Origin of the sequence: Actinoplanes sp. NPDC051346 (assembly GCF_040682215.1) — a bacterium.
GTDB lineage: Bacteria > Actinomycetota > Actinomycetes > Mycobacteriales > Micromonosporaceae > Actinoplanes.
The window spans coordinates 655,800-673,249 of record NZ_JBFBAJ010000002.1; the positions used below are offsets into that span (position 1 = coordinate 655,800).

Here is a 17,450-nt window from a genome sequence, read left to right on the forward strand (position 1 = left end):
TGAGATCACAGCGCTCGCCGCTATGCGGAGGTGGGGGCGGCGGCGATGTCGAGCAGGGCGCCGAGGGATCGGAACGCCTCCGGTCGTACCCAGTAGTAGACCCAGGTGCCGCGACGCTCGCAGTCGACCAGCCCGGCTTCGCGCAGCAACCGCAGGTGGTAGGAGACGGTCGGGCCGGTCAGCTCGAAGGCGTCGGTCAGGTCGCAGACGCACGCCTCGGCGGTGGAGGCGATCAGCGACATCAACCGCAGCCGGACCGGGTCACCGAGGGCCTTGAACATGGGCGCGACCTCGGCCGCCTGTTCGCTGCTCAATGCCTGGACCGACATCGGCGCGCAGCACGCTGCCGCGGTCGGGTCCGACTCTGACGCCTTTGACTTTGACATTTCTCTAGGTTGACAGATCTCTAGGCAGGGTGCAAGGTTGAGCCTGCTTAGAGAAACCTCTAGTCAGGGAGTTGAGATGAGCACCGAGCCGAACACCACCACCACGACCACCTCGTCGGGCTGCGGCTGCGGCACCGCGACCGCCGCCACGGAAGCCCCGACCACCGCAGCGCCGGCGGCGAGCCCGTGTTGCGGCACCGCGCGGGCCGCCGCCGAGGCAGGAGCCTGCTGCGACCCGAAGGCCAAGACCGACGCGCTGTCGGCCGGCGCGACCTGCTGCGGCTGACCCACCCCTGTTCCGAGGAGCTACAGCGATGACATCGCAAAAATCTGACCTGCCGGTGGTCGTTATCGGCGCCGGCCCCGTCGGCCTGGCCGCCGCCGCCCATCTGTACGAACGCAGCCTGCCGTTCCTGGTCCTGGAGGCCGGCACCACGTCCGGGGCCGCCGTGGCGCAGTGGGGACACGTGCGGCTGTTCAGCCCCTGGCGCTACAACGTCGATGGCGCCGCCCGCCGGCTCCTGGACGCCGCCGGGTGGGCTACACCCGACCTCGACGCCCTGCCGACCGGCGCCGACCTCGTCGAGGAGTACCTGACGCCCCTGGCGAAGCTGCCGGCGCTGGCCCCGCACATCCGCTACGACGCCCGGGTGGTCGGCATCGCCCGTGCCGGGGTCGACCGGGTGCGGACCGCCGGCCGGGATGCCGCGCCGTTCCTGATCCGCCTCGCCGACGGCACCGAGCTCACCGCCAGGACCGTGATCGACGCCTCCGGCACCTGGCGCAAACCCAACGTGCTCGGGGCGACCGGCCTGCCCGCCCTCGGCGAGACCGAGGCCGCCGGGTTCATCGACGGGGCCATGCCCGACGCGCTCGGCGCCGACCGCGACCGCTTCGCCGGCCGGCACGCCCTGGTCGTCGGCGCCGGGCACTCGGCCGCCAACACACTGCTGGCCTTGGCGGCACTGGCAGAGGCAGAGTCGGGCACCACGATCACGTGGGCCATCCGTGGCAGCAGCGCGGCCCGCGCGTACGGCGGCGGCGACGCCGACGCGCTGCCGGCACGCGGGGCGCTGGGCAGCCGGCTGCGTGAGCATGTCCAGGCGGGCCGGATCACTCTGGTCACTGGGTTCCACGCCCACCGCGTCGAACGCGACGGCGACCGGGTGACCGTGGTCAGCCGCGACCCCGCCGGCGTCGAGCAGCGGGTCACCGTCGACCGGATCGTCGTGGCGACCGGCTACCGACCCGACCACTCCATCGCCGGCGAGCTGCGCCTCGACCTCGACCCGATCCTGGAGTCCACCCGGTCCCTGGCGCCGCTGATCGACCCGAACGAGCACTCCTGCGGCACCGTGCCGCCGCACGGCGTGGACGAACTGACCCATCCGGAGTCGGGCTACTACGCGGTCGGCATGAAGTCTTACGGCCGGGCACCGACGTTCCTGATGGCGACCGGCTACGAGCAGGTCCGCTCCATCACCGCCGCGCTGGGCGGGGACTGGGCCGCCGCCCGGGACGTGCGGCTGGACCTGCCCGAGACCGGGGTGTGTTCCACGAACCTGGTCACCGACGACCAGCTCCCCGGGGCACAAGCCGCCGCCGGCTGCTGCGGCAGCGAACCCGCCGCCACGGCCCCGCCGGCCGGGCGGGGGCTGTCCACCGGCGTCAGCGGTGGCCTGCTCGCCGCGCCGCTCACGGTCTCCGCCGTCGCGTCGAACGGCGGCGGGCAGGAGCCGGCCGGCGGTTGCTGCGGCTGATGAGCACCACCAACACCGCCCTCGACCCGACCATGGTCGGGGGCGGCGCTGACCCCCGGCGTGGGTGGACGATCGTCGCCGCCCTCGCCGCCACCCAGACCGTCGGCTACGGCGTGCTCTCCTACGCCTTCACCGTGCTGCTCCTGCCGATCGCCGCCGACCTGCACACCTCCACCACCGCCGTCACCGGCGCACTGACCGCCTCGGTCCTCGCCGGTGCGGTCGCGGCAGTGCCCGTCGGGCGATGGCTGGACCGCCACGGCGGACGCGCCCTGATGACCGTCGGTTCGCTCGTCGCGACCGTACTGATGGCGGCATGGTCGAAAGTCGACAACCTTCCCGAGCTGTACGCCGTCCTGATCGGCGTCGGGCTGACCGGCGCGATGGCGCTCTACGAACCGGCGTTCGCCGTGATCGTCGCCTGGTTCCCCGACCCCCGCCGCCGCGCCACCGCCCTGCTCACCGTCACCGTGGTGGCCGGCTTCGCCAGCTCGATCTTCCTCCCGCTCACCGGCTACCTCGTCGCCGCATACGGCTGGCGTCACGCCCTGCTCGTCCTCGCCGCGATCCACGGCACGGTCACCGTCCCGCTGCACTGGCTGCTAGTTCGTCGCCCTGCCACCGGCTCTCTCCACGGCGGCCAGCGTCCGGCGGTCGCCCGGCGGCCGCTGCGATCAGTTCTCGCCGACCGGCGCTTCCTGTTGCTGGCGGTCGCGTTCGTGGCGCAGGCCGCCGCCCTGTCGACCTTCACCATCCACCTCGTGGCCTACCTCATCGAGCTGGGACATCCGGCCACGCTCGGCGCGAGCATCGCCGGGCTGCTCGGCGTGCTGTCGGTGACCGGCCGCCTCGCCACCACCGCGGCACAACGCCGCCTGCCGCCGACCATGGTGGTGGCCGCCGTCTTCGCCTTGCAGGCTGTCGCAGCGGTCATCCTGCCGCTGGTCGGCGCGAGCGCCGGTGGCGCGGTCGCCGCGGTGATGGCGTTCGGTCTCGGCTTCGGCGTCGCGACCATCGCCCGGCCACTGCTGCTCACCCATCTGTACGGCACCGCCGGGTACGCCACGCTTGCCGGGGTGCTCGCCGTCCCGGTCACCGTGGCCAAAGCCGTCGCACCCCTCGCCGCCGCGACGGTGCACGACGCGACCGGCTCGTACCCGGCGGTCTTCATCGCCGTCGGCGTGGGCTGTGCCATCTCCGCGACCGGTATCGCCCTCGCCGGCCGCCGAGCACGCTAGGACTTCACCGCGAACGGGCGAGCGGCGGCGCGGCGCATCGGGGCGATCGCCGCTACCGCCACGGCATACATCACCAGGCCGTAGGCGAGCACGGTGAGAATGGTCTGTCCGGCGTCGGGGGCGAATGCGGCGACGAACAACGCCAGCGACAGGTTGCGTACGGTGGTCGTCATCGCCACCGCACCCCGCGCCGCCGCACCGCCCAGGCCTGGCGCCGCGTAGCTGACCAACCCAACCGCCACCACCACCGCCATCACCAGGTACGCGGCCCCGGGAACCTCGCCCAGCCGATCCGCGTTAGCCACCAGAGACCACAGCACGATCCCGGCGAGCAGCACATCGGCGATGCGCCGTGCCACCGCGTGAACCCGGGCCGCAAGATCCGGCCGGCGAGCCCGCAGCGACATTCCCACCAGCAGCGGCACCAACTGACCGGCGAGGCTGCCCGCCACAAGCAGCACCGCACCACCGACCGGCAACGCCGACAGCCCCAGACCCACCCGCGAATCGGCCACGGTCAGCCAGGCCGGCAGCGCGACGAGACCGACCAGAGCGAGGAGCGCCTGCGCGCTCACGGACAACGCCGCGTCGCCCCGGGCATGATGGGCCAGCAGCGCCCCCGACCCACCCCCGGGTGCCGCCGCCGCGAGGAGGATCCCGACCGCTACCGGCCCGGACACGCCCAGCGCGTCAAGAAGCAGCAGCGCCACCGCCGGCATCACCAGTACGTTGACCGTCAACGCCACCGCGACCGGCGCCGGCCGCCGCAGCACCCGCCCCAGCGCCGCCACCTCCACGGTCGTGCCGACCGCGAGCATCGCCGCGACCAGGAGTGCAGCCAGCACTACGCCACTGGCGTTCACCGCGCCCCGACCGGCGTCGCGACCCGAACACCGGCCGCGAGCCGGCGCACGACGTACTCGGCGTCGCGACCGACCCCGCGCAGCGTCGCCGAGCCGATGCCTCGCTGCCCCTCCAGGCCGACGAAGCCCAGTCCTGCCACCGTGGTCGACACACCACGATCATGCGCGGGATACCCGGCCGCGTCGAGAGCCGGGCGCCCGCCCACGCTGGTGCAGCCGGCCAGATAGGAAAGCCTCGGACGGTAGCCGGTGGCGAGCAGGACGACGTCGATCCGCTCGGTGACGCCATCGGACCAGATGAGGCCGTCGGTGGTGGCGCGGCGAAACATGGGCCGCCAGTCCGGCCGGCCGGCGGCCAGGGCCGCCCGGTACCGACCGTCGTCGAGAACCCGCACCGTCCTGTCGCGCAGCAGCCGGCCGAGTGGCAGCCGCTCCACGCGGGTGCGGTGCAGCCACTCGTGCAGGTCCCGCCCCAACGGGCGCTGCGGCAGGAACCGCACCGGCGCCCGCGAGGTCAGGGTCACGGCTGCGACCTCGGCCAGCTCGGCGGCGATCTGTACGGCCGAGTTCCCGGCCCCGACCACCGCGACCCGCTTGCCGGTGAACGGCTCGGGCCGCCGGTACTCGGCCGCGTGCAGCAGCGTGCCGGTGAAGCCGTCGAGGCCGGGTAGAGCCGGCCGGTGCGGGGCGCCGAAGCCTCCGCTGGCGCCGACGACCAGGCGGGCGGCGAACTCCCGCCCGTCCGTGGTCGCCACCCGGAAACCCCCGGCGACGCGAGTCACCGCCGTCGCCGCCGTGTCCAGCTCGATCGGGGCGCCGAGCCGGGCGGCGTAGTCGGCCAGGTAGTCGACAACCTCGTCGCGGGTCGGGTACCGCCGCGGGTCGCCCGGGAAGGGCAGGCCGGGAAGCGCGCTGTGCCCGGCCGGGGAGAACAGGGTCAGGCTGTCGTAGTAGCGCGACCAGGACCCCGTCGGGGTCGGTCCGGCCTCCAGCAGCAGCGGCTGAAGGCCACGGGCACCCAGCGCGTGGGCGGCGGCGAGACCGGCCTGGCCGGCGCCGATGACGAGAGCGTCGAGGAGTGACATGACGCCATACTATCGTCATTCCATGGATTAGCGATATGACGATGTGAGGGTAAGATCGGCGCGGAGGTACCGATGCCCGACACACCCACGCTGAGCGAACGCACCCGCGAGTTCCTGCGCGCCCTCGCCAGCGAGAACCGCCAACAGCTCCTGCTGCTGTTCGCCGATGGCCGGCCCCGCAGCGTCGGCCAGATCGCCACCGAACTCGGCATCGGCCAATCCACCGCCTCCGAACAACTCGCCGCACTCCGCCGCGGCGGCATCGTCACCGCCCGCCGCGAAGGCAAGACCGTCTACTACTGCGCCGACGGCACCGGCATCACCACCGCCCTCGACGAACTCCAGACCATCCTGCGCGCCTGCTGCCCACCCACCTGACCGATCCGCCGTGGCGCGATCATCAACATGTAACGCGCGCGTCCCATGCGGACGCGATCAGGTCAGCGTCGACCCGCGCGTTGGGTCTAGGCTGCACGGTCATGGCATTGACACACTGGACGTTCGTCTACTGCTCCGCCGGTCTGCCCGACGCGGGCGACCTGCGCACCGTCACCAGCCCAACCTCCACCACGGTGTTGGCCGGCTTCGGCACGGTTGCCGCCGCGCGCCGGGCGTTCGAGGCGGGACCCCTGGCGCAATGCCTGACCGAGACCCAGCTGGTGGAGCTGTGCGGCGCATTCGGTCACGACGATGTGGCGACGCTGCGGCGGCTGCGACCAGGGCTGCCGGTGGGCTTGGTCGGCTACGCGGGAGAGATGACAGCTGAGCTGCACGCCGTCTTCGGCGACTGACGCGGACGAGGCCACGCGGGCTCAGCAGCCCGACCACGGGCTTCGCCCCGGAGGTCGGGGACCTATCGGACGTCGTGGAGTTCCTGCTGCCAGAGGGCACCGCAGAGCAGGTCGAGGCCTTGGCGCAGGTGGCGACGGTAGGTGCCGTACGGCATGCCGAGGCGGCGGGCGGCGGCCTCCTGGGTCGGCGCACCGGAGAAGTAGCCCGCGGTCAGCGCGTCGCGGGCCCGTACCCCGCGCGGATCCTGGGCCAGTTCGTCGACGGCCTGGCGCAGCAGGGCGCGCAGTTCCGCGACGGGATCGGTGAGGTCGGCCGCCAGGCGCACCCGCATGAGGGCGCAGGCGGCGAAGGCGCCGTCGTCGCGCCAGTGCACCAGGGCTTCGCGGACGGCCTGGTCGAACGTCGTGCGCGAGATGGCGGAGGGTTCGGGCTTCCCGGGCGTCTCGGTGGCCGAGATGATTTGGCGAAGCCAGTACTCGATGGGCGTCCGGCGCCAGTCGAGGGCGAACACGCCGTAGGTGTGCGCGCCGACCCGCGGTCGCGCGCCGGTGTCGGTCAGGTTGTTGTTAACGCGTACGGCCCAGGCCTCGGCGTCCCTCCAGACCGCGAAGTTGTACGCGCGACTGCGGTCCCGGGCGACCTGCGCCTGGATCCGGGAGTGGTACAGGTCGTTGACGCGCGAGAGGGTCTGGTACCGCTCGGGGTAGATCAAGAAGCGCGAGAGGCCGATGTGCTCGCCGGGGTTCACCGGCGCGGTGGCGTCGGCGTACGCCCAGGCCGCCGCGACGACGGGGTCGGTGGTGAGATCCTGGGGGTCGGGGGCCGAGAGGATGAGTTGGGCGGTGAACGCGACGGTCCGGCCGGTGCTCAGGAGGCGGTAGACGCTGAACGCCTCGGGTTGGCGCCTTATCCAATACCGGACCAGCTCGGCGGATTCGGGCCCCTCGGCCTCTTCGGCCATCCGCAGGACGACATCGATGTCGTCCTGCGTGAGGGGGCGGTCGTGCACCTCGTCCTCGCGGGACCACGTATACAGCTTTGCCAGGTTCTCCGCCTCGCGGAAGAGGTAGTAGAGCTCCTCGGCGGCGATCCAGGCCCGCTCCTCGGATGCCTCGCGCAGCATCCGCAGATATTCCTCGGCCAACCGCTCGCGCATCGCCCGGAAGGCGTGGGGTGCACGCCAGCGCAGGTCGGCGGCCAGGGTCTCGCGGGCGGCGTCGTGCGGGTACAGCCCCCGGTGGGTGGACTCCATGAAGGGCAGGTCCCGCAGCCAGGTGAAAAGCAGGTGGGCATCCTCGTCCGGCAGGACCGCGGTGAGCAGTTCCTCGGAGGTCGAGTGCGCCTGTGCCGCGACCTCGAGGGCGCGGCGGTGGGCCGCGGAGGGCACCTCGCCGACCAGCCCGGCCAGCAGGCTGCGCAGCACGTCGGCCGAAGGCGTCCAGATGTCGTCCCTGCTCGAGCCCGGTGTTCCCGCGGCGGCGGCCAGGGACAGGGCGAGCGGGTTGCCGCCGGCGAAGCGCAGAACGCGGTCCCGCAGCTCTGGCCGGATCCGCGCCGCGGTCAGCAGGCTGCGGGCCTGTTCATCGGAGAACGGCGGAAGCTCGGTGGCGTGCAGGACCCCGGCCCAGGCGGGATCGGCGGCCCACTGCACCTGCGGCGGCACGCGACCGGCCAGCACGACCAGGGCGCCGGCCGCGGCGCGGGGGAGGAACCGCTGCCAGAGCCAGCTCTCCAACCACTGGCAGTGCTCGAACGAGTCTACGAACAGCACCGTGCCCGGGACCTCGAGGAAGCCGCCGGCCGCGCGCTCGAAGTCGGCCGGGTCACGGCTGATGAAGCGGCCGTCGAGCTCGACGAACGGGCGCCCGGCGGAGCGGGCCTGGTCCGCCAGCCGCCGCAGCAGCGCCGACTTGCCGATGCCGCCCGGCCCGAAAACGTAGAACGCCAACGGCGCCCGCGGATCCCCGCCGAGTGCCTGCCCGAAGCGCTCGAGCTCCGCTTCCCGGCCGATGAACCCGCGCGTTCGCGCGGTGCTCAGCCGCTCTCCCAGGGACGCCATCAGCCGAGGGATCCCGGCTTCTCGTCCTCGCGGTGGCCGGTGATCACAAGAGTGGTCTCATCGACCTTCGGGGCGAAGCACCGGGAGGCTCGGGGGATGTCGGTCGGCATCATGCGCCGTGTTTCTCCTGGCGGGCTGATTGGGGGGTGAAGTCCAAGCTCAGAGACGGGGGCCGCGAGTCTACAGAGCTGCCGCCAAATATTTCCAGCCGTGTCTCTAGAGCATCCACTCGCTCGGGATGAGGTCTGCCTGCCCGCCGGACTGTTCACTGGAGCGGTGAGACCGATCTGCCCGTTCCCCGGCTGCCCGGGAGCGATCTACCAGCCGATGCGCGGTCGTCCGGGTTAGAGGTGATCCTGGTGTTGTGCGCCGTTCTGCTGCTGATCGGCCTGGCGGCGGCTGCCATGGTGGCATGGCCGAAGATCCGCTGGGCTGCTCAGGACGCCACCAGCGAACCGGCCGGGCCGAGCGCTGCCCCCGTGCCGGAGCGGAGCCCGCAGACCCTCGAGGGTGCCCTGACCCTTCAGCTGGTGGCTGGTGAGATCACCGGGCCGCAATACCGGCACGCCATGTCCACCCTCGCGGCCCGTGACGCCGAGCGAAACCCGCTCGAGGTGCCCCCTGACTGCATCCCGCCGGAAGCTGCCTGAGCGGCGCCGTCCCAGCGCCGAGTCCCGCCGAGCGTCCGGCGCCCGTCGTGAAGCTTTGGTCGGCCATCACCGTTCACCGTGCCGGCGGAACGAGATGAATCGTCTGTCTCGAATGATTCGGGGGCGGCTGCGGCCGGGTTAGCGTCGCGCCACCGACCAGCGAGGAGCCGGCATGGGATCCAGACGCAATCATCGGCGGACCGGCGCGGTATCCGTGCTGTCAGCGTTCATGATCGGCGCGGTGCTCGGTCTGACCGCATGCGCGACAGGCGAGGGGGATCCGTCCACCCTGCCCTCGCCCCGTGCGTCGCAGCGGTCGGCCGACCGCCCCGCATCACAGGAGCCGGAGGCCGAACCCACCGCGGTGCGGCCCAGCCGGGCCGAGGGCACGCAGCCCACCCGGTCGCGGCAACCGGAGCCGACCACGGAGCCCGCCGAGCCCACCGCTACAGAGCCGGCGCCGGCCCGCACGACCACTACTACCACCACCACGCGGACCGCCGTACCGGCGCCGGCTACGACCCGGCCGCCGACGTCGGCGGTCGTAGTGGTACCCGTGCCGACGCAGACCACTACACCGGCGCAGGCCAGTCCGGTACCCAGCGCCTCGGCGGTTGCCGCTTCGACGGGCCTCGGACCGTTCGGCTGGTTCCTGCTGTTCGTCCTGTTCGCGGCGTTGATCGTGGGCGGGTTGCTGGTGTATCTGGCGCAGCGGAAATCGGCCTGGGACGCGGAGGCTCGCGAACTGGCGCGGGAGACCCGTGCCCTGACCGGTACGCGGTTGCCGCCGGTGTTGACCGCGATCACCGCCGGGCAGCGGGAGGTGGCGTGGCTGCCGGTGCGTGTCGGTCTGACCGAGTTGGTGGGTCGGTGGACCGTCCTGATCGAACGGGCCGCCGGTGAGCCGCGACGGAACTGGTCGCTTGAGGTCAGTGGCCTGTTGCAGGACCTCGTGGCCGCGGTGGACGCCGAGAACGAGGCGCTCGCCCTCGGGCGGGAGTGGATGCTGTTGCGGCCCCGGGTCAACCGGGTGGAGGAGGCGCTCGCCGCGGTGCTTGCGGGTCGACCGCAGCCCGAGCCGCCGGCTGCCGGGGAGCCAGGGCCGTTACCCGCCTAGGTCATGGGATTGTTCCTCCGATCAAGACAGCGGGTTTCGGCCAGCTTCCGGGCCTAGCGTCGCTTGCGGGCATCCCCGGCTCGGCGGCCTCGTCGCTCCAGCCTGCGGTAGCGCTCGCAGCGCCGCCCACCAGGCGTCCCGGGTGTCATTCACCGGTGCCGGCCCGGTCCCATGATGCTCGACCGCAGCGGTCGCTCGTGGCTGTGATCCGCGTCGGTGACGGACTCGGGCAATTCACGCGGGGCACGGACACGGTGTTATCGACCGCTCGCGGCTCCCACCCCCTCAGCGGGGCCGGGCCGACGGTTCCAGCATCGGCGGTCCTGACGGCGCGCGCCTCGTCCGCATCGGATGAATCCGCTACCAGCGGTCCTTAACCGGGAGGCGTGCCGGTCTCGGGCGGCGGTGCAGCCGCCGAGGGATCCCCGGAAGCCTGCACCTCTATTTGCTCGGTCTTGTCGGCGCCCACCACCTCGATACCGAGGTTGCCGATGGTGTCACCAAGGTCGAGCTCCACGACGTACGGGACGATCGCGGGCTGACCGATCTGCGGCATCGTGCCGACGACCTGAATCGCCCAGTAGTCCGGCGGGCTGACGTAGACGCACGGCACCAGGCTGACTGTCATGTTCGCCCATGGCTTTCGTCCGCTCACCACGAGCCTGGGACGGGGTGGGTAGATCATCGGTGAGATGACGTCCGCCCGCTCGAACTCGATCAGCTGACTGGAGTCCGGGGCTGATCCGGACTGCGGCGCTGGGCTCTGCTCTGTGGTCACGGCGGGCCTCCTGACCGGACATTCTCCTCCACCGGCCCGAATCGGCCGCAGCGGCTGCACCATCCGCAGGTTCTGGCCATGTCATCGGCGGCGGCCGATCACTCGCAGCGGACGATCCACCGGCCCGAGCTTCGCGGTGGGATGGGGCGTGACCTCGATCGCTCTGGGACTGATCGCCCGCTGTGGTGCCCGTGCGCGGGCGTACCCCCCGCCCAACCGACGAGCCGGCCGGGGCCACGATGGACGAACGGCGACATGAGCGTGCGGAGGTCGCCGATCGTCGTCGTGCTCCTGCTCGGCTGGGCGGCACTGGGCGTGACGATCGCGGTCCTGCCGGGCGTTTCGGCTGCCAGCGGATGGGCCGTGCTGCTCGCGGCGGTCGTGCTCGGGCTGCTTGGCGCGGCCCTGCGCCCGGCGGCGGCGGTGCTGCTCACCCGCGTGGGCTGGGCCGGCGTCTTTGGCGGCTGGCTGCTGGGCCAGGCGCTGATCGTCTACCTGGCGCTGTCGGTGACGCCTGGACTGCACGTGGCCGGCTTCTGGCCCGCGTTCTGGGCTTCCTGGGTGTACGCCGCGCTGGCCAGTATCGGACTGTGGTTCGTGACCGCCGGTCAGCCGGCGATGATCACCCGGCATCTGCTCCGGGCGAACCGCCGCCACCGTCGGGCCGCCGCCCCGAGCGACGTGCCGGGAGTGGTGTTCATCCAGATCGACGGACTGTCCGCGCCGCTGGCCCGGTGGGCGATCGCCGCCGGCTGCCTGCCGACGCTGGCCCGATGGCTGCGCTCGGGCAGCCACATCCTGGCGGAGTGGCACGCGCAGCTACCCGCGACGACACCGGCCGGCCAAGCCGGTCTGCTGCATGGCGCGAGCGCCGCGGTGCCGGCATTCCGATGGTACGAGAAGGAATCCGGCCGCCTCGTCGTCACCAACCGGCCCCACGACAGCGCCCTGGTCGAGGCCCGTCTCCGCAATGGGCGGGGTCTGCTGATCGACGGCGGTGTCAGCGTCAGCAACGTCTTCTCTGGCGATGCCCCGACGAGCCTGCTGACGATGAGCACCATCGGCGCCCGCGAGACCGCCGGCCGCCCGGCCCGCTACGTCAGCACGTACCTGCTGGATCCGTTCGGCCTCACCCGTTCGCTGTGCCTGACCGTCGGTGAGATCGTCAAGGAGCTGTACCAGGCTCGGCGGCAGCGGCTGCGGCAGGTCGAACCGCGGATCCGCCGGACCGCCTCGTACGTGCTGCTGCGCGGCCTGACCAACGTCCTGCTGCGCCACCTCAATCTCTCGATCGTCGCCGAGCACATCATGCGCGGCGCACCAGCCGTCTACTGCGACTTCGTCGACTACGACGAGATCGCGCACCACGCCGGACCGGCGCGCCCGGAGGCACTGGCGGCGCTCGAAGGCATCGACGGTGTCCTCGCGACGTTGCGGGACGTGGCGATGGCGGCTCCTCGCCCGTACCGGTTCGTGGTCCTGTCCGACCACGGTCAGAGCCAGGGCGCGACCTTCGCCCAGCGGTACGGCCACACCTTGGAGGAGGTTGTCCGTGGGCTCAGCGCCGAGCCGGACCCGGGGGTCTTCGCCACCGGTGACGACGAGCAGGCCGGCCGTGCCCGGGCCCTGCGCGACGGGCTGGTGGGCCGCACCCACGGGCGGACGGGCAACGGTGGCGCCGCGCCCGAGATCGTGGTGGCGGCCTCTGGAAACCTCGCCCTGGTGTATCTGACCCGTCATCCGGGGCCGGATGACGATGGAGGACCTGGCGAAGCATCATCCGCGGCTGCTTCCCGGCCTCGTGCACCACGACGGCATCGGGTGGGTCATGGTCCGGTCACGCCGCCTCGGCCCTCGGTCCCCGCCAGGGGTCGCTGGCTCAGCCAGCGACCGACCACCAGGCCGCCGTGTCGGGAGGCAGCATGCCACTGGCGACGGCGCTGCTGGCGAGCAGTGGCGCGTCGGTCACCCGTACCCCGGCAGCAGCCAGGTCGACCGGGGCGTCGGTCAGGTTGACGGTGCACACCAGCGACGGGGTGCCGGCCCGGCGAAACGCCAGTACCCCGGCCGGGGCGGGCAACCACTCCAGTTCCTCCGAACTGCCCTGACCGAGCGCCGGGTGCTCCCGCCGGGTGCGCAGCGCCGTCCGGTACAGCGCCAGCATCGACGCCGGGTCGCCGTCCTGCGCCGCCGCGGTGAGCTCGGCCCAGTCGGCCGGCTGCGGCAGCCAGGGCGTCGAGCTCGCCGGCCCGAACCCGTACGGCGGCGCGTCGCCGGACCAGGGCAGCGGCACCCGGCAGCCGTCGCGGCCCGGCTCGGTCCCGCCGGAGCGCAACCAGATCGGGTCCTGTCGCGCCTCGTCCGGGAGGTCCAGCACCTCCGGCAGCCCCAGCTCCTCGCCCTGGTAGACGTAGGCCGATCCGGGCAGGGCGAGCATCAGCAGCACCGCGGCCCGGGCCCGGCGGAGCCCGATCTCGCCGCCGCCGAACCGGGTGACGTGCCGCCGCTTGTCATGGTTGGAGAGGACCCATGTGGTCGGCGCACCGACCGCGCCCATCGAGGCGAGGCACTGGTCGATCACCCCGCGCAGCTCGACGGCGTCCCAGGCCGCGCGGAGAAATTCGAAGTTGAACGCCTGGTGCAGCTCGTCGTAGGCCACGTACCGGGCCAGCCGTTCGTAGGTGGAGGCCCAGGCCTCGGCGACGGCTATCCGCTGGCCCGGATAGCCGTCCAGGATCTTCCGCCAGGAGCGGTAGATGTCGTGAACGTCGTCTTGGTCGAAAAAGGGCAGATCGCCCTTGCCGAGCAGCCGTACCTGCTTGCGGGGGCCCACGTCGGGCAGGCCGTCCGCCTTGATCATTCCGTGTGCCACGTCGACCCGGAAGCCGTCGACGCCGCGGTCCAGCCAGAACCGCAGCACGTCCTCGAACTCGCCGCGCACCTCCAGGTCGCGCCAGTTCAGGTCGGGCTGGGCGGGGTCGAAGAGATGCAGGTACCACTCGCCGTCCGCGACCCTGGTCCAGGCCGACCCGCCGAAGACCGACTCCCAGTCATTGGGCGGTTGCTCCCCATTGGTTCCCTTTCCGGGCCGGAAGAGATAGCGCTCCCGCGCGGCGGAGCCGGGCCCGGCGGCCAGGGCCTCGACGAACCACGGGTGCTGGTCCGAGGTGTGGTTCGCGACCACATCGATGATCACCCGCAGGCCGAGCCGGTGCGCCTCGGCGACCAGCGCGTCGAAATCGGCGAGGGTGCCGAACATCGGGTCGACGTCGCGATAGTCGCAGACGTCGTACCCGGCGTCGACCTGGGGGGAAGGGTAGAACGGCGACAACCACACCGCGTCCACCCCGAGGTCACGCAGGTGCGTCAAGCGGCCCCGGATGCCGGGCAGGTCGCCGATGCCGTCCCCGTTCGCGTCGGCGAAGCTGCGCGGGTACACCTGGTAGATCACGGCGGTGCGCCACCAGGGCGCGCCGAGGATGTCGGCCACGGGAAGTCCTTACGAGAGGCGGACGGGACTCAGCAGAGGTACGGCTGCGGGCCCCGCGCCGGCTCAGGGCCGGCGTCAACAGAGGGTAGGACCCAAGATCCAGGGCCCCAGCCGGACATCGTTGCGTGGTGAGGCAGCCCAAAGGGCAGCTCTCCTTCACGGCCGACGGAGGACAACCAGCGCCACAACCAACAAGCGCGATGTGCCGTTCACCAGCGGTTCACGTCGGACCGCTAGACCAGCGACATGTGGTGTCCTGAGTCTCCTGCCCTCCTCGCCGGCGTTCGCCGGGAGTCGTCCCGTGCTCACCCACGGTGTGCAGTCGGGCGACGCGACCGCGGAGTCGGCCCTCGTCTGGACCCGGACGGACCGGCCGAGCGGAATGTGGGTCGAGGTGAGCCGCCGCCCGGACACCGTCTGGTTCACCACCAAGGGCGACAACCGGGTCTGGCAGATCAAACTGCTCACCGACACGTACGAGCTCGCCTACGACGACAACCTGGTCAACCCCGGCACCGCACCGCTGACCGGCGTCGACAACATCACCGGCTCCACCGCCGGAGACCTGTACCTCGCCGAGGACGGCGGAAACATGGAGATCTGCATGATCACCCCCGACGACAAGGTGTCGACCTTCCTGCGGATCACCGGTCAGAGCGGCTCCGAGATCACCGGCCCGGCCTTCACGCCCGCCGGCGACCGGCTGTACTTCTCCTCGCAGCGCGGCACGTCAGGCTCCTCCTCCGGCGGCATCACCTACGGCGTCACCGGCCCCTTCCGGCGACAAGCCGGCCTCCTCCTTACCGGGCGGTGGGCTCGCCCGGGGCGCCGCCGTAGGGATCGTCGCTCGCCAGAAGGCGGGAGAGGATTTGTGCGCACTGCTCGGCGCAGGTCATGGCGTCGGCGGTGATCCGCAGCCGCTCACCCGGCTCGATGGACCGCTTGGCGACGAGATCCCCTCGGAGGGTCGTCAGCCTCTGCAGGTGAGCGTCCAGCGTGTGGAGAACCTCGCTGTGCATGTACGTTCGTCGCCTCGCTCAATCGGGCGGCGGGCAGAACGTCGCTCGGCGCGACCGCCGCCGCGGACTTGACAGTGGACGGCTTGTCGGCCGGCCCGCCTCGCGTCTCGGTGTGCCGTGACGGCGGGGCGGGCCGGCGCAGGACTACTTCTTCTTGCCCTTCTTGTCCTTCTTGCTCTTCTTGCTCTTCTTCGCCATGGTCGCCACCTCATTCCTGCCGACTCGCGCTTGTTCGGCTTCGCGTAACCTTTCGTACTCACGCGGTTACTCTTTAGGCAGCGTACGCAGCAATCAATAAGCCTCAATGTCTGGATTGTTTCCCTGGGGTGAGCTCAGAACTGGTCGTCGTCGACGGCGTAACGGCGCAGGGCGGCGGGGTCGGCGGCGGGTGGACGTCGTGGTGGAGCACGGCGAGGCCGGGCCGGCCGGCGGTGACCTGGAACTGCGCGGCGGTGGCGTGCCGGTCGCCGGCCAGCACGACCGGGTTGCTGGTGGCGCACGAGCCGGCGACGACCCACGGTCGGCGCCCGGCCCGGTGGCCCGGCGGGAAATCCATCGATGCCATCGCCGCGATGTGTGAGTCGCCTTCACTCTTCACTCGGATGTCGCCGGTCCGTCATATGAACGGCGCACAGGTGTCGGTCCGCACGGGTTGGCTGTCGCCCGTCAAGCTCATGTGGATAAGGAGCTCACGCACGTGCCTACCTCTCGTCGTACCTTCCTGGCCGGTGGCACCGCCGCCGGCGTCGGTCTCGCCGTCGCCGGTGCCGTCCCGTCTCTGGCCGAGGCCACCCCGGGCCGGCCGCACAGGCCGGTCGGGAGCGGCCACGTGCCCTTCCCGCCGCTTGTCGACGACCCCGACGGCATCCTGGCCCTCCCTGAGGGCTTCAGCTACACCATCGTCACCCGCACCGGTGTGACCCGGCTCGACCGCGGCCAGGGCCTCACCCCGTCCAGCCACGACGGCATGGCCGCCTTTCCCGCCGGCCGTGGCCGCTACAAGCTGATCCAGAACCACGAGATCGACCCGGGCGCCGAGTTCGGCGTACCGCACGTCAAGGGCACCGTCTACGACTCGGGCGCCGTCGACGCCGGCGGCTGCACGGTGATCACGACCGACCGGGCCGGACGCAACCTGGGCGAGTTCGTCGCCCTCTCCGGCACCGCCACCAACTGCGCCGGCGGCCCCACCCCGTGGGGCACCTGGCTGACCTGCGAGGAGACCGAGGACCGGGCGGGAGATGTCTGGAAGGAGGGCGACCGTACCGGCGTCTTCCAGAAGGACCACGGCTACGTCTTCGAGGTCCGGGCCGACGGCAGCGCGGACCCGAGGCCGATCAAGTGCCTGGGCCGCTACGCCCACGAGGCGCTGGCGATCGACAAGGACCGCACCCACATCTACCTCTCCGAGGACGCCAGCAAGCCCAACGGCCTCTTCTACCGGTGGACCGCGCCCCGCGGCGGCCGGATCGGCCCCGGCGTACTCACGCGCCTCGCACCGGACGCCGGCGTCCTCGCCGCGATGCAGATCATCATGGACGACGGCTCGGTGCTGCCCGACGTCGCCTACCTGACCTCCGCGCAGCTGGGCCGTCCCTTCCCCGTGCGGTGGATCGAAGTGCCCGAGCGGGACGCGAAGACCACGCCCGTGCGCGGGCAGTTCACCGACGGCCAGGTCACCCGCGGACGCAAGTTCGAGGGCGTGTGGGGCACCGACGAGGGCGTGTACGTCGTCAACTCCTTCGCCTGGAAGCAGGGCGAGCTCCCGGCGGACGCCGTCCCGCATGACGGCATGGTCTGGTTCTACAACTACCGCGCCAAGACCATCCAGCTGGTCACCTACTTCCCGCACCAGAGCACACCGGCGAAGTACACCGACCTGGCCTTTGATGGCCCCGACAACGTGACCGTCACCCCGTGGGGAAGCCTCGTGCTCGCCGAGGACGGTGCCGGCGCCTCCCACGTACTCAGCGCGTTCCCGGGAGGCCCGGCGTACGCGATCGCCCGCAACCAGCTCAACGACTCGGAGTTCTGCGGACCGACCTTTACCGACGACGGCAGGGTGCTCTTCGTCAACATGCAGGATCCCGGCCTCACCCTGGCCATCACCGGCCCGTGGCAGAAGTACCTGGGCTGATCCCGCCGAGCAGGCGACGGTGAGGGGCCGGTTCCCGAGACGAACCGGCCACTGAAGCGCGCGCGGCTCCGTTCCT

General features: G+C 71.7%; 15 protein-coding genes and 2 pseudogenes. 10 read left to right on the plus strand and 7 right to left on the minus strand.

Annotation, left to right across the window (positions count from 1 at the left end):
• Positions 1-20 precede the first annotated feature (20 nt).
• Positions 21-386 (minus strand): metalloregulator ArsR/SmtB family transcription factor, encoded by a 366-nt coding sequence (locus AB0M36_RS07225; protein ID WP_364153717.1) that lies wholly within the window; start codon positions 384-386, stop codon positions 21-23.
• Positions 387-462: 76 nt separating this feature from the next.
• On the opposite strand from AB0M36_RS07225, the gene AB0M36_RS07230 reads away from it, so the two are divergent.
• The 3 genes from AB0M36_RS07230 to AB0M36_RS07240 are packed head-to-tail and all read left to right on the plus strand — an operon-like array spanning position 463 to position 3,384.
• Positions 463-672 carry a hypothetical protein gene (locus AB0M36_RS07230; RefSeq protein ID WP_364153719.1) on the plus strand — a complete coding sequence of 70 codons (210 nt, stop codon included), beginning with the start codon at positions 463-465 and terminating at the stop codon, positions 670-672.
• Positions 673-700: 28 nt separating this feature from the next.
• Positions 701-2,146, plus strand: a complete 1,446-nt coding sequence (locus tag AB0M36_RS07235; RefSeq protein WP_364153722.1) for an NAD(P)-binding domain-containing protein — start codon at positions 701-703, stop codon at positions 2,144-2,146.
• Complete coding sequence (locus AB0M36_RS07240; RefSeq protein ID WP_364153725.1) at positions 2,146-3,384, plus strand: MFS transporter; 1,239 nt, start codon at positions 2,146-2,148, stop codon at positions 3,382-3,384. The genes AB0M36_RS07235 and AB0M36_RS07240 overlap by 1 nt, the downstream gene beginning before the upstream one ends.
• Here AB0M36_RS07240 and AB0M36_RS07245 read toward each other — a convergent pair.
• Entirely contained in the window at positions 3,381-4,229 is an 849-nt protein-coding gene (locus AB0M36_RS07245) for a hypothetical protein (protein ID WP_364153728.1), read from the minus strand. The genes AB0M36_RS07240 and AB0M36_RS07245 overlap by 4 nt on opposite strands.
• 14 nt (positions 4,230-4,243) lie before the next feature.
• Positions 4,244-5,332, minus strand: coding sequence for an NAD(P)/FAD-dependent oxidoreductase (locus AB0M36_RS07250; protein WP_364153731.1), 1,089 nt, complete (start codon positions 5,330-5,332; stop codon positions 4,244-4,246).
• 72 nt (positions 5,333-5,404) lie between these two features.
• Here AB0M36_RS07250 and AB0M36_RS07255 point away from each other — a divergent pair, with 72 nt between their 5' ends.
• Both AB0M36_RS07255 and AB0M36_RS07260 read left to right on the plus strand, forming a co-directional pair.
• Entirely contained in the window at positions 5,405-5,710 is a 306-nt protein-coding gene (locus tag AB0M36_RS07255) for a metalloregulator ArsR/SmtB family transcription factor (protein WP_364153734.1), read from the plus strand.
• Positions 5,711-5,811: 101 nt separating this feature from the next.
• Entirely contained in the window at positions 5,812-6,123 is a 312-nt protein-coding gene (locus AB0M36_RS07260; protein ID WP_364153737.1) for a DUF6506 family protein, read from the plus strand.
• 62 nt (positions 6,124-6,185) lie between these two features.
• Here the strand turns inward: AB0M36_RS07260 and AB0M36_RS07265 are convergent, their stop codons facing one another.
• On the minus strand, positions 6,186-8,183 hold the full coding sequence (locus AB0M36_RS07265; RefSeq protein WP_364153739.1) for an ATP-binding protein: 1,998 nt from the start codon (positions 8,181-8,183) through the stop codon (positions 6,186-6,188).
• A gap of 359 nt (positions 8,184-8,542) precedes the next feature.
• Between AB0M36_RS07265 and AB0M36_RS07270 the strand changes: the two genes are divergently transcribed.
• Both AB0M36_RS07270 and AB0M36_RS07275 read left to right on the plus strand, forming a co-directional pair.
• On the plus strand, positions 8,543-8,833 hold the full coding sequence (locus tag AB0M36_RS07270) for a hypothetical protein (RefSeq protein ID WP_364153741.1): 291 nt from the start codon (positions 8,543-8,545) through the stop codon (positions 8,831-8,833).
• Between the two features lie 172 nt (positions 8,834-9,005).
• Positions 9,006-9,950, plus strand: a complete 945-nt coding sequence (locus AB0M36_RS07275) for a hypothetical protein (protein WP_364153744.1) — start codon at positions 9,006-9,008, stop codon at positions 9,948-9,950.
• A gap of 373 nt (positions 9,951-10,323) precedes the next feature.
• On the opposite strand, the gene AB0M36_RS07280 is transcribed toward AB0M36_RS07275, so the two are convergent.
• Complete coding sequence (locus AB0M36_RS07280; protein ID WP_364153747.1) at positions 10,324-10,728, minus strand: hypothetical protein; 405 nt, start codon at positions 10,726-10,728, stop codon at positions 10,324-10,326.
• 255 nt (positions 10,729-10,983) lie between these two features.
• Between AB0M36_RS07280 and AB0M36_RS07285 the strand changes: the two are divergent.
• Positions 10,984-12,177, plus strand: a pseudogene (locus tag AB0M36_RS07285) (phage holin family protein); the annotation flags it as partial.
• A 430-nt stretch (positions 12,178-12,607) separates the two neighbouring features.
• On the opposite strand, the gene AB0M36_RS07290 reads toward AB0M36_RS07285, so the two are convergent.
• Positions 12,608-14,218: a glycoside hydrolase family 13 protein gene (locus tag AB0M36_RS07290; protein ID WP_364153750.1), complete on the minus strand. Its 1,611-nt coding sequence runs from the start codon at positions 14,216-14,218 to the stop codon at positions 12,608-12,610.
• A gap of 412 nt (positions 14,219-14,630) precedes the next feature.
• Between AB0M36_RS07290 and AB0M36_RS07295 the strand changes: the two are divergent.
• Positions 14,631-14,999, plus strand: a pseudogene (locus tag AB0M36_RS07295) (alkaline phosphatase PhoX); the annotation flags it as partial.
• A gap of 539 nt (positions 15,000-15,538) precedes the next feature.
• On the opposite strand, the gene AB0M36_RS07300 reads toward AB0M36_RS07295, so the two are convergent.
• Entirely contained in the window at positions 15,539-15,802 is a 264-nt protein-coding gene (locus AB0M36_RS07300; RefSeq protein ID WP_364153752.1) for a hypothetical protein, read from the minus strand.
• 132 nt (positions 15,803-15,934) lie between these two features.
• Between AB0M36_RS07300 and AB0M36_RS07305 the strand changes: the two genes are divergently transcribed.
• Positions 15,935-17,374, plus strand: coding sequence for an alkaline phosphatase PhoX (locus tag AB0M36_RS07305; RefSeq protein WP_364153755.1), 1,440 nt, complete (start codon positions 15,935-15,937; stop codon positions 17,372-17,374).
• Positions 17,375-17,450 lie beyond the last annotated feature (76 nt).

What these genes read in the sequence shown, in the direction of transcription:
- AB0M36_RS07225 (WP_364153717.1), bottom strand. Translation starts at nt 386, where the DNA reads ATGTCAAAGTCAAAGGCGTCAGAGTCGGACCCGACCGCGGCAGCGTGC.
- AB0M36_RS07230 (WP_364153719.1), top strand. Translation starts at nt 463, where the DNA reads ATGAGCACCGAGCCGAACACCACCACCACGACCACCTCGTCGGGCTGC.
- AB0M36_RS07235 (WP_364153722.1), top strand. Translation starts at nt 701, where the DNA reads ATGACATCGCAAAAATCTGACCTGCCGGTGGTCGTTATCGGCGCCGGC.
- AB0M36_RS07240 (WP_364153725.1), top strand. Translation starts at nt 2,146, where the DNA reads ATGAGCACCACCAACACCGCCCTCGACCCGACCATGGTCGGGGGCGGC.
- AB0M36_RS07250 (WP_364153731.1), bottom strand. Translation starts at nt 5,332, where the DNA reads ATGTCACTCCTCGACGCTCTCGTCATCGGCGCCGGCCAGGCCGGTCTC.
- AB0M36_RS07255 (WP_364153734.1), top strand. Translation starts at nt 5,405, where the DNA reads ATGCCCGACACACCCACGCTGAGCGAACGCACCCGCGAGTTCCTGCGC.
- AB0M36_RS07260 (WP_364153737.1), top strand. Translation starts at nt 5,812, where the DNA reads ATGGCATTGACACACTGGACGTTCGTCTACTGCTCCGCCGGTCTGCCC.
- AB0M36_RS07265 (WP_364153739.1), bottom strand. Translation starts at nt 8,183, where the DNA reads ATGGCGTCCCTGGGAGAGCGGCTGAGCACCGCGCGAACGCGCGGGTTC.
- AB0M36_RS07275 (WP_364153744.1), top strand. Translation starts at nt 9,006, where the DNA reads ATGGGATCCAGACGCAATCATCGGCGGACCGGCGCGGTATCCGTGCTG.
- AB0M36_RS07300 (WP_364153752.1), bottom strand. Translation starts at nt 15,802, where the DNA reads ATGGCATCGATGGATTTCCCGCCGGGCCACCGGGCCGGGCGCCGACCG.